Below are 10,821 nucleotides of genomic sequence, written 5' to 3' on the forward strand. Positions count from 1 at the left end.
GGTCCGGTGCGGGATGCGGGTGCGGTGCGCGGTGCCCGTGCGTCCCTTGCTCCCCCGTGGCAGAGCGGGCGGGACGGCTGCGCCGGGCGCACACCAGTCGTCAATCTTGCCACAGGGACGCGGCCTCGGACGAATCCGCCCGCGTCCCGGTGACCAGAGGCGAAGCCTCGCCCGAGCGTCAGGACGCCGGGGGCTCCCACCCCGCCGCCCGGAGCACCTCGCGGTCGTGCGCGTCGAGCGCGTCCGCTCCGAGGGCCTCGATGAGGTCGGGACGACGCGCGGCGGTGCGCTCGAGCGCGCGGTCCCGACGCCAGCGGGCGATCTTCGCGTGGTGCCCGGACAGCAGGACCTCGGGGACCTCGTGGCCCTCCCAGGCGGGCGGCTTGGTGTACACGGGGTACTCGAGCAGCCCCGCGGCGCCGTGCGACTCCTCCACGAGCGACTCCGGGTTCCCGACGACGCCCGGCAGCAGCCGGCCCACCGCCTCGACCACCACGAGCGCCGCGACCTCGCCCCCGTTGAGGACGTAGTCGCCGATCGACACCTCGCTCACGACGACGCCGCGCTCGCGGAAGCGTTCGGCCACGCGCGCGTCGATGCCCTCGTAGCGGCCGCACGCGACGACGAGGCGCGCGTCCTGCGCCCACGCCTCCGCGGTGCGCTGCGTGAACACCTCGCCGGACGGCGTCGGGATCACCAGGCGCACCGGTGCGCCGACGACGTCGCCCGCCACCCCGGCCTGCTCGCCGTCCGAGCCGGCGTCGGCGTCCGAGCCGGTGTCCGCGATCACGTCGTCGAGCGCGCGACCCCACACGTCGGGGCGCATGACCATGCCCGCTCCCCCGCCGAACGGGGTGTCGTCGACGGTGCGGTGCCGGTCGGTCGCCCAGTCGCGCAGGTCGTGCACGCGCAGGTCGAGCAGGCCTGACTGCCGCGCCTTGCCGACGAGCGAGAGCTCCAGCGGCGCCAGGTAGTCGGGGAAGATCGAGACGACGTCGACGCGCACGTCAGGCCTCGCCGTCCGCGTCGGGCAGGTCGACGTCCACGAGCGCGGCGTCGCGGGCCAGGAGGCCGCCGGGCGGGTCGAGGACCACGCGGCCGCCGGGCACGTCGACCACGGGGACGATCGCACGCACGAAGGGGACGAGCGTCCGCTCGCCGCCGGTCTCGCGGACCACGAGGAGGTCGTGCGCCGGCGACGGGTCGAGCCCCTCGACGGTCCCGACGACGGTGCCGTCGGCGAGCTCGGCCCGGAGGCCGGCGAGCTCGTGGGGGTACCACGCGTCCTCCTCGTCGGAGACGTCCGCGTCGACGACGAGCTCGACGCCGCGCAGGGCCTCGGCGGCCGTCCGGTCACCGGCCTCCGCGAACCGCACGTACCAGGCGCCGTTCTGGGTGCGGACGCCGTCGAGCGTGAGCGGGCCGGCCGCGGGCGGCACCGTCGCGAGCCGGGCGCCCACCTGCAGCCGGGTCGCGGGGTCGTCGGTGCGCAGGTCGAGGCGCACCTCTCCGCGCAGCCCGTGGGCGCGGCCGATGCGTGCGACGGTCAGCTCCATGGCGGCCCGCCCTCCTTCTGGTCGATGGTGCGCGTGAGGCCCGGTCCCCCGAAAGGAACCGGGCCTCACGCGTCGTGCTGGGCGGCGCGGAACGGAGTCCGCGCCGCGAGGCGTCAGCGGCGGTCGACGTCCACGACGTCGACGCGGACGGGCTCGTCGCCCGCGAGCGCACCCACGACGGTGCGCAGCGCGCGGGCCGTGCGGCCGCCACGACCGATGACCCGCCCGAGGTCGTCCGGGTGGACCCGGACCTCGAGGAGGTCACCGCGACGCGTCGCACGCGACGCGACACGCACGTCGTCCGGGTTGTCGACGATCCCCCGGACGAGGTGCTCGAGCGCGTCGGCGAGCATCAGGCCTGCTCGTCGGAGGCCGGCTCCTGCTCCTCGGCACCCTCGGCCGGCTCGGTCGCCTTGGCGGCGGCCTTCTCGGCGACGGTGGCCTTGTGCTTCTCGGCGGCCTCGGCGGCAGCGGCGACCGCGGTCGCGGCGTCGGCCTTCTCGCCCTTGACCTTCAGCGTGCCCTCGGCACCCGGCAGGCCCTTGAACTTCTGCCAGTCGCCCGTGATCTTGAGGAGGGCGAGGACCTGCTCGGTCGGCTGCGCGCCGACGCCCAGCCAGTACTGCGCGCGCTCGCTGTCGATCTCGATGAGCGACGGCTCCTCGGTCGGGTGGTACTTGCCGATCTCCTCGATCGCGCGGCCGTCGCGGCGGGTGCGCGAGTCGGCGACGACGACACGGTAGTACGGGGCCCGGATCTTGCCGAGGCGCTTCAGACGGATCTTGGTGGCCACTGTGGTGGTCTCTCCTGGTTCGTGTGGGGAGGTCCGCGTTCGCTCCCGGTGGGGCCGAGGGCGGTGGTTGGACCAGGGACGCGGCGGTGCGCGGAGAGAGGGGCCGGGCACGCCGAGTACGGCTCCATTGTGCCAGACGACGACAACCGGTTCCAAGCCGGGCCGTGTGGCCCGTCCGTGGGTCCGAGCGACTACCGGCGCGGGTTCTCGCCGCCGACGATGACGGCCTTCGGTGACCGGAGCACGCCGATGTCCTCGCGCGGGTCCGCGTCGTAGACCACGAGGTCCGCGACCGCGCCCTCGACCAGGTGCCCGAGGCCGAGGAACTGGCGCGCGCGCCAGCTCGCCGCCGCGACCACCTCGGCCGCCGGGATGCCGGCCGCCACGAGCTCGGCGCACTCGTCGGCGAGCCGCCCGTGCTCCACGGTCGTCCCGGCGTCGGTGCCGACGAGCAGCGGGACACCGGCGTCGAACAGCGCGCGCACCTGGGCGTAGCGGTTCTCGTGCATGCTCCGCATCCGCTCCGCGAAGCGGGGGTACTTGCCGTCGGCCTGCGCGGCGAACCGGTCGAACTGGCCCACCTGCAGCAGCGTCGGCACGACGGGGATCCCGCGGGCGGCCAGCTCCCCCATGAGCTCGGGCGGCACGCCCGTGCCGTGCTCGAGGCAGTCGACCCCGGCGGCCAGGAGGCCGGGCAGGGCCTCTGCCGAGAACGTGTGCGCCGTCACGCGCGCCGCCTCGGAGTGTGCGACGGCGACCGCGTCGGCGAGCACGTCGTCCGGCCACAGGGGCGTGAGGTCCGCGTCGGCGCCGAGGTCGCGGTCGATCCAGTCGGCGACGAGCTTGACCCAGCCGTCCCCGGCGCGAGCTTCGCGCCGGACGGCCTCCGGCAGCTCGGCGACGTCGGCCAGCTCGTGGGCGAGGCCGCGGACGTACCGCTTCGGGCGGGCGAGGTGCCGGCCCGCGCGGACGATGCGCGGCAGGTGGGGACGGTGGACGAGCGGAGACGTGTCCGTCGGCGAACCGGCGTCGCGGACGGCCAGCACGCCCGCCCGGCGGTGGGCACGCGCCTGCTCCTCCGCCTCGGGGAGCCCGACGGCCCCCGTCTCACCGAGCCCGACGTGCGCGTGCATGTCCACGAGGCCCGGCAGGACCCAGCCCTCGATGGTGCGCTGGTGGGTGCCCGGCGCCGACGGCCGCGTGAACGTGACGACCCCGTCCTTGACCCACAGCTCCGCGACCTCACGGTCGTCGCCGAGCAGCACCTGCCCGCGGATGTGCAGGGACGGACCCTCGAGCGCGGACATCTGGCTCCTTTATGACTCACGACGCGGACAGCGGCGGCCGCTGACCGGGTGGTCAGCACGGCGAGCGTCCCGGCGACGAAACGATAGCGGCTCAGCAGGCCGTCATCGACCCAGGTACTTCTCCAGGTCAGGGGGGAGCTCGAGACCGTCCAGGCCCGGGCCGGCCGCGTCGGACGAGCCGGCGCCGCGGCCGACACCGAACGCCGAGCCGGGTGCGCTCGGCTCGGCGACCGTCTGGCCCGCCGCGCGCGCGGCCGCGGCGCGCTCCTGCGCGGCCCGCTTGGCGGGGTTGCCCGACTTGCCCTTGACCTTGCGCTGCGGCGCCTGCCGTCCACGCGCCTTCTTGCCGCCGCCGAGCCCGGGGATGCCGCCCATGCCCGGCATGCCGGGGACGCCGCCGCCGCGCGCCACCTGGCGCATCATCTTCTGCGCGTTCTCGAACCGCTCGAGGAGCTGGTTGACGTCCGTGGTCGTCGAGCCGGAGCCGCGCGCGATGCGGGCGCGGCGCGACCCGTTGATGATCTTCGGGTTCTCGCGCTCGGCGGGAGTCATCGAGCGCACGATGGCCTCGATGCGGTCGACCTCGCGCTCGTCGAAGTTCTCGATCGCGTCGCGCATCTGGCCCATGCCCGGGAGCATCCCGAGCATCTTCTTCATGGAGCCCATGTTGCGCAGCTGCTGCATCTGCACGAGGAAGTCGGCGAGCGTGAAGTCCTCCCCGGCCTCGACCTTCGCGGCCATCTGCGCGGCCTGCTCGGCGTCGAACGCCTTCTCGGCCTGCTCGATGAGCGTCAGCACGTCGCCCATGTCGAGGATGCGCGACGCCATCCGGTCGGGGTGGAAGACCTCGAGGTCGGTGAGCTTCTCGCCCGTCGACGCGAACAGGATCGGGCGGCCCGTGACGCCCGTGACCGACAGCGCGGCACCGCCGCGCGCGTCGCCGTCGAGCTTGGACAGGACGACGCCGGTGAAGTCGACGCCCTCCTCGAAGGCCTTCGCGGTCGCGACCGCGTCCTGGCCGATCATCGCGTCGATGACGAACAGGACCTCGTCGGGCTGCGTCGCGTCCCGGATGTCGGCGGCCTGGCGCATGAGGAGCTCGTCGACACCGAGGCGACCCGCGGTGTCGATGATCACGACGTCGTGCTGGCGCTGGCGCGCGGTCTCGACGCCGTCGCGCGCCACGCCGACCGGGTCGCCGATGACCGGGCCGTTCTCCGCGTCGGCGCCGCTCTGGTTGCCCGGGTGCGGCGCGAACACCGGCACGCCGGCGCGCTCGGCGACGACGGAGAGCTGGGTGACCGCGTTGGGGCGCTGCAGGTCCGCAGCGACGAGGAGGGGCGTGTGGCCCTGGTCCTTGAGCCAACGCCCGAGCTTGCCCGCGAACGTCGTCTTGCCGGCGCCCTGGAGGCCCGCGAGCATGATCACGGTCGGCGCGGTCTTCGCGAAGCGCAGCGTCCGGGTCTCGCCGCCGAGGACGCCGACGAGCTCCTCGTTGACGATCTTGACGACCTGCTGCGCCGGGTTGAGGGCGCCCGACACCTCGGCCGACAGCGCGCGCTCGCGCACCTGGCCCGTGAACTCGCGCACGACGGGCACCGCGACGTCGGCGTCGAGCAGGGCCCGGCGGATCTCGCGGATGGTCGCGTCGATGTCCGCCTCGGACAGACGACCCTTGGTGCGCAGGTTCTTGAAGGTCTGCGCGAGCCGGTCGGAGAGCGTGTTGAACACCAGGGGACCTCGGGGGTTCGGGGACGGGGGGCTCGGGATCCGAGCCACCCCAGCCTACCCGGCGGGCTCGGCCCCGCGGGCGCCCGCTCCCCCGCTAGGCCCGTCGTCCGGCCCGTTCCCGGGCCCGGAGCCGAGCGCGCGCAGCGTGAGCCCGGTGAGGTCGTCGACGAGCCGGCGCCGCCACGCGGTCCACGCGCCCGGTCCGAGCGACGACGCGTCGGCCTCCGTGAGCGCGCGCAGCGCCTCGAGCAGGTCCGCGCGGTGGTCCACCGCCGTCGCCAGCGCCTCGACGGTCGCCGGGTCGTCCGGGTCCGAGCCCACGGCGAGCCGGGACAGCGTCAGGTGTTCGCGCACGAGGAGCGCGACGTCGTCGCGGGTCCCCGGCTCGAAGCCCATCCGGTCCAGGATCGCCGGGACGAGCCGCGCGCCCTCGACGGCGTGGTCCGTGGCGCCGGCCCGCTTGCCGATGTCGTGCAGCAGGGCGGCGAGCAGGAGCACGTCCGGGTGCGCGACCTGCCGCTTGTCGCGGCCGGCGCGCGCGACCACCTCCACGAGGTGCCGGTCGACGGTGTGCCGGTGGATCGCGGCCCGCTGGGGGCGGTTGCGCACGCCGGCCCACTCGGGGATCCAGGTGGTCACGACGCCCGCGAGGTCGAGGGCCTCCCACACCGGGACCTGGGCGGGCCCGCTGCCGAGCAGCGTGAGGAAGGCCTGCCGGGCCGCGCGGGGCCACGGCTCGGGCGGGGCCGGGCAGCGTGCGAGCGACCCGACCGAGACCGGCGAGAGCACGAGGCCGGTGCGCGCCGCGGTCGCCGCGGCACGGAGCGGGAGGACCGGGTCGGCCTCGGGGTGCGCGTCGACCGCGAGGACCAGCTCGCCGTCGTGCTCGACCAGCCCGTCGCCCACGGGGCGCAGGCGGGGCGCGGCACGCCGGCCCCGCACGAGGACGGGGCGGGCGAGCCGGGGGCGCTGGAGCGCCTGGCGCGCGCGGCGCACGGTGGTGTCGAGCGCGTAGCTCACCTCGCGTCCGGCCTCGGCGAGACCGGCGAGGAGCGCGTCGCCGTCGTCGTAGCCGGAGACGTCGGCCACCTCCTCCAGGTCCTGCAGCACGAGCCGGTTGGTGTGCCGCCGCGCGACGACGTGCACCGCGTCGCGGACGTCGAGCAGGTGCGACGCGGCCCGGTCGACGTCGCCGTGCGGGCGGTCCGTGAGCCACGTCGCCGCGAGCGCCGAGAGCACCACGGCGTCCCGGATCCCTCCGCGCGCCTCCTTGAGGTCGGGCTCGATGAGGTACGCGAGCTCGCCGAACCGGTCCGCGCGTTCCTTCGTGGACGCGAGGAGCTCCGGGAGGCGGCGCCTCGACGCCGACCGCCAGTCCCCCAGCACCGCCGACGCCGCGCGGTGCACGACGACGGCGTCACCGGCGACCGGGCGCACGTCCAGCCACCCGACGGCGGCGGGCAGGTCCTTCGACGCCACCTGGCGGCACTGGGAGAGGGTGCGCACCGCGTGGTCGAGCTCGAGCTTCGCGTCCCACACCGGGTACCAGAGACCGTCGGCGACCCGTGCGACGGTCTCGGCGTCGTGGGTCCGGCCGTCGTGCACGAGCACGAGGTCGAGGTCGCTGGCCGGGCCGAGGTCGCCCCGACCCAGGCTCCCGACCGCCGCGAGCGCGAGGCCGGGAACCGCGCCGTCGTCGTCCTCGAGGCCCTGGGTCGCCTCGGCCCAGAGCCCTTCGAGCGCGGTGTCGACGAGGGCGACGAGAGCCGCACGACGCGCGACCCCGCTCCGACCGGGCCCCGAGAGCCGGGACCCCGTCTCGAGGAGGGCGAGCCGCAGGTCCCGGACCCCGACGGGGTCCGGGACCTGCGGCTGCTCCTCGACAGGCTGCTGCCCCCCGGCAGGCTGTCCGTCGGTCATCGGCTAGAGCGCCTCCGCGCCGGTCTCACCGGTGCGGACCCGGGTGACCGCGTCCACCGGGACGGTCCACACCTTGCCGTCGCCGATCTTGCCGGTCTGCGACGCGGACACGATGGCCTCGGTCACGGCGGAGGCGTCCGGGTCGTCGACGAGGACCTCGACACGGACCTTCGGGACCAGGTCGACCGTGTACTCCGCGCCGCGGTAGACCTCGGTGTGACCCTTCTGGCGCCCGTAGCCGCTCGCCTCCGAGACGGTCATGCCCTTGACGCCGGCGGCCTCGAGGGCCGACTTCACGTCGTCGAGCCGGTGGGGCTGGATGATTGCGGTGACGAGCTTCATGCCGAGATGCCCTCCTTGACGCGCCCGCCGGTGGCGGGGGTGGTGTCGTACGCGGTCTCACCGTGGAGCGCGAAGTCGACGCCGCCGACCTCGTCGGCCTCCGCGACCCGCAGACCGGTGATGGCCTTGATGATGAGGCCGATCACGTAGGTCAGGACGAACGAGAAGACGACCGCGATGGCCGCGACCACGACCTGGGTCGCGAGCTGGGTCACGCCTCCACCGTAAAGGAGGCCCCGCTCCGCGCCCTCGGGCAGGAACCCGCCCTGCTTGTCGGTGGCGAGGAAGCCGATCAGGACGGTTCCGACGATGCCGCCGACGAGGTGGACGCCGACCACGTCGAGCGCGTCGTCGAAGCCGAACCGGAACTTCAGGCCCACCGCGAGAGCGCACAGGACGCCCGCGACGAGACCGATGATCATCGCACCGTACGAGTCGACCGCGGCCGCGGCCGGCGTGATCGCGACCAGGCCGGCGACGACGCCGGACGCGGCGCCGAGCGAGGTGGCCTTGCCGTCACGGAACTTCTCCGTGGCCATCCAGGCGAGCATCGCGACGCACGTGGCCACGAACGTGTTGATCCACGCGCGGCCAGCAGTGCCGTCCGCGGCCCCCTCCGAGCCCGCGTTGAACCCGAACCAGCCGACCCACAGGAGCGCGGCGCCCAGCATCACGTAGGGCAGGTTGTGGGGCCGCATCGGCTCCTTGGGCCAGCCCTTGCGGCGGCCCAGGATCAGCGCGAGCGCGAGGCCCGCCGCACCGGCGTCGATGTGGACGACCGTGCCGCCCGCGAAGTCGATCGGCGTGGAAAGCGCGCTCGCGATCGGGCCGTCGCCGCTGAGCAGACCGCCGCCCCAGACCATGTGCGCGAGCGGGAAGTAGACCGCCGTCACCCAGACCGCCGAGAAGGCGATCCAGCTGCCGAGCTTGATGCGGTCGGCGATCGCGCCGGTGATGAGGGCGACCGTGATGACCGCGAAGGTCGCCTGGAACCCGACCGCGACGAGCGCCGGGACCCCGCCGCCCCCGAGGAGGCTGTTGTCGTCGGTGAGCCCGACGAGCCCGAAGTACTTGAACGGGTTCGCGAAGATCTCGTTGATGCCCGACGTGTCCGTCGAGAAGGTCATCGAGTACCCGTAGAGGATCCAGATGAAACCGACGATCCCGGCGGCGACGAAGTTCATCACCATCATGTTGAGGACCGACTTCGAGCGGACCATGCCGCCGTAGAAGAACGCCAGCCCGGGGACCGTCATCATCAGGACGATGACCGCGGACGTCATCATCCAGGCCGTGTTGCCCGTGTCCAGCTTGAAGGCGTCCGCCGCCATCAAGGCTCCTGTTGCCATGTGCCCGTCTCTCCCTCCGCCGACCTGGGCGGCCGGTCGGGGACAACGTTCTCGGCGACGGGTTTCGCCCGGTCGCGGCACGTGTTACAGGCAGGTGACATGCGCCGCCCGGGAGTAAATGTTGGGTTTCACGGGTGCGAGACGGTCGGCCGGGAGGCCGTCACTCGCCGAGCAGCCCGTCCACGAACGCCTCGGGGTCGAACGGGGCGAGGTCGTCGGGACCCTCGCCCAGGCCGACGAGCTTGACCGGCACCCCGAGCTCGCGCTGCACCGCGACGACGATCCCGCCGCGCGCGGTGCCGTCGAGCTTGGTCAGGACGATGCCCGTGACGCCCGCGACCTCGCCGAACACGCGGGCCTGCGTGAGCCCGTTCTGGCCCGTCGTCGCGTCGAGCACGAGCAGCACCTCGGTGAGCGGGGCCTCCTTGGTGATGACGCGCGTGATCTTCCCGAGCTCGTCCATCAGGCCGGCCTTGTTCTGCAGGCGCCCGGCGGTGTCCACGACGACGACGTCCACGCCCTCGCGCCGCCCCGTGCGGACCGCGTCGAACGCGACCGCGGCGGGGTCCGCGCCGTCGCGGTCCGAACGGACCGTCGGCACGCCGACGCGCGAGCCCCACGTCTCGAGCTGGTCCGCCGCCGCCGCGCGGAAGGTGTCCGCGGCGCCGAGGACGACGCTGCGCCCCTCCGCGACGAGCACCCGGGAGAGCTTGCCGATGGTCGTCGTCTTCCCGGTCCCGTTGACGCCGACGACGAGCAGCACGGCGGGCACCTCGGTCCCGTCCGGGCCGGGGTGGCGCTCGGTGGCGAGCGAACGGTCGAGGCTCGGGTCGACGATCGCCAGGAGCTCCGAGCGCAGGAGCTCGCGGACGGCCGCCGGGTCCTTGACGCCCTCGACCCGCACACGCGTCCGCAGCGCCTCGACGATCTCGCCGGTCGGTCCGGCGCCGACGTCCGCGAGCAGGAGCGTCTCCTCGAGCTCGTCCCAGTCGTCCTCCGTCAGGTGGTCGCGCGACAGGACCGCGAGCAGGCGCGCGCCGAGCGGCGACCCCGAGCGCGCGAGGCGGCCACGGAGCCGGACGAGCCGGCCTGCGACCGGCTCCGGCTGCTCGAGCGCGGGCGTCTCCGGGGCCGCCTCGGGCTCCGCAGGGGCCTCCGGGGCAGCGGTGGTGGGGGCCGGAGCCGAGGAGGGTGGCGCCTCAGCGACCGGAGGGGCCGCGGGCGCACCGCCTGCACCCCGCCGACGCGAGGCGACGACCCGGTTCCCCACGAAGCCCGCCACGAGGGCGACGAGCACGACAGCGACGACGATCCACAGCCAGAGGTCCTTCACGCGGACCAGTGTTCCAGGCGCAGCGGCCTCGGCCTACCCGAGCCGCGACGCGCCGCGCAAGGTGGGCGCGCCGAGGGCCGTCGTCGTGCGCTGATGAGGGTGGCCGGTGGGTGTCCCGGTCACGGTGCGCTCAGCCGCGCGCGGCGTGCCGCCAGTCGTGCCAGTCCCGGTTCGCGTCGTCGGGCTCCGACCACTCGAAGACCTCGTCGAGCTGGGTGTCGACGACCGGCGGCGCGAGGTGCGAGGCGACGTTCGGGGCGCGGTCGGGGTGACGTCGCGCGAACCGCTCGGCGCGGATGTCCTGCCAGCCGGCACGGAAGTCGTTCACGAACGTGCGGAGCCCGGTCTCGGGCAGCTCGGGGTTGTCCCGACGCTCGACCCGGTGCACGGCGTAGAGCACCGCGACGGCGGCGACGAGAGCGAGGACCATCCAGAACCAGAGCTGCACCACGGTTCAAGTATCGCGGCCGGCCCTGGGGGCGCACCTCGG

The 10,821-nt window shown here is 74.4% G+C and carries 11 protein-coding genes; all 11 read right to left on the minus strand.

What is annotated here, in order from left to right; genetic code table 11:
- Nucleotides 1-178: 178 nt before the first annotated feature.
- The 11 genes from trmD to ACFT5B_RS10295 all read right to left on the minus strand — a co-directional run bounded on the left by trmD (nt 179) and on the right by ACFT5B_RS10295 (nt 10,782).
- Nucleotides 179-1,006: a tRNA (guanosine(37)-N1)-methyltransferase TrmD gene (gene trmD / locus ACFT5B_RS10245; protein ID WP_386797901.1), complete on the minus strand. Its 828-nt coding sequence runs from the start codon at nt 1,004-1,006 to the stop codon at nt 179-181.
- 1 nt (nt 1,007) lies between these two features.
- Nucleotides 1,008-1,556, minus strand: a complete 549-nt coding sequence (gene rimM, locus ACFT5B_RS10250; protein ID WP_386797902.1) for a ribosome maturation factor RimM — start codon at nt 1,554-1,556, stop codon at nt 1,008-1,010.
- A 113-nt stretch (nt 1,557-1,669) separates the two neighbouring features.
- A complete protein-coding gene (locus ACFT5B_RS10255; protein ID WP_036951536.1) occupies nt 1,670-1,909 on the minus strand; it encodes an RNA-binding protein in 240 nt (79 codons plus the stop codon).
- Entirely contained in the window at nt 1,909-2,349 is a 441-nt protein-coding gene (gene rpsP, locus ACFT5B_RS10260) for a 30S ribosomal protein S16 (RefSeq protein WP_386797903.1), read from the minus strand. Before rpsP ends, ACFT5B_RS10255 begins: the two co-directional genes overlap by 1 nt.
- Nucleotides 2,350-2,540: 191 nt before the next feature.
- Nucleotides 2,541-3,656: an amidohydrolase family protein gene (locus ACFT5B_RS10265; RefSeq protein WP_386797904.1), complete on the minus strand. Its 1,116-nt coding sequence runs from the start codon at nt 3,654-3,656 to the stop codon at nt 2,541-2,543.
- A 102-nt stretch (nt 3,657-3,758) separates the two neighbouring features.
- Nucleotides 3,759-5,387: a signal recognition particle protein gene (gene ffh, locus ACFT5B_RS10270; protein WP_386797905.1), complete on the minus strand. Its 1,629-nt coding sequence runs from the start codon at nt 5,385-5,387 to the stop codon at nt 3,759-3,761.
- A gap of 54 nt (nt 5,388-5,441) precedes the next feature.
- The gene (locus tag ACFT5B_RS10275; RefSeq protein ID WP_386797906.1) at nt 5,442-7,307 is read right to left on the minus strand and encodes a [protein-PII] uridylyltransferase; all 1,866 of its coding nucleotides are present in this window, start codon (nt 7,305-7,307) and stop codon (nt 5,442-5,444) included.
- Between the two features lie 3 nt (nt 7,308-7,310).
- Nucleotides 7,311-7,649 carry a P-II family nitrogen regulator gene (locus ACFT5B_RS10280; RefSeq protein WP_036951550.1) on the minus strand — a complete coding sequence of 113 codons (339 nt, stop codon included), beginning with the start codon at nt 7,647-7,649 and terminating at the stop codon, nt 7,311-7,313.
- Entirely contained in the window at nt 7,646-8,980 is a 1,335-nt protein-coding gene (locus ACFT5B_RS10285) for an ammonium transporter (RefSeq protein WP_386797907.1), read from the minus strand. Before ACFT5B_RS10285 ends, ACFT5B_RS10280 begins: the two co-directional genes overlap by 4 nt.
- Before the next feature lie 178 nt (nt 8,981-9,158).
- Nucleotides 9,159-10,331 (minus strand): signal recognition particle-docking protein FtsY, encoded by a 1,173-nt coding sequence (gene ftsY, locus ACFT5B_RS10290; protein WP_386797908.1) that lies wholly within the window; start codon nt 10,329-10,331, stop codon nt 9,159-9,161.
- A gap of 130 nt (nt 10,332-10,461) precedes the next feature.
- Entirely contained in the window at nt 10,462-10,782 is a 321-nt protein-coding gene (locus ACFT5B_RS10295; protein ID WP_386797909.1) for a hypothetical protein, read from the minus strand.
- Nucleotides 10,783-10,821: the final 39 nt, after the last annotated feature.

It is taken from the genome of Luteimicrobium sp. NPDC057192 (genome assembly GCF_042670205.1).
GTDB lineage: Bacteria > Actinomycetota > Actinomycetes > Actinomycetales > Cellulomonadaceae > Luteimicrobium.

Coding starts and splice junctions, on each gene's coding strand:
- rimM (WP_386797902.1), bottom strand. CDS start 1,556: ATGGAGCTGACCGTCGCACGCATCGGCCGCGCCCACGGGCTGCGCGGA.
- ACFT5B_RS10265 (WP_386797904.1), bottom strand. CDS start 3,656: ATGTCCGCGCTCGAGGGTCCGTCCCTGCACATCCGCGGGCAGGTGCTG.
- ACFT5B_RS10255 (WP_036951536.1), bottom strand. CDS start 1,909: ATGCTCGCCGACGCGCTCGAGCACCTCGTCCGGGGGATCGTCGACAAC.
- ACFT5B_RS10275 (WP_386797906.1), bottom strand. CDS start 7,307: ATGACCGACGGACAGCCTGCCGGGGGGCAGCAGCCTGTCGAGGAGCAG.
- ACFT5B_RS10285 (WP_386797907.1), bottom strand. CDS start 8,980: ATGGCGGCGGACGCCTTCAAGCTGGACACGGGCAACACGGCCTGGATG.
- ACFT5B_RS10280 (WP_036951550.1), bottom strand. CDS start 7,649: ATGAAGCTCGTCACCGCAATCATCCAGCCCCACCGGCTCGACGACGTG.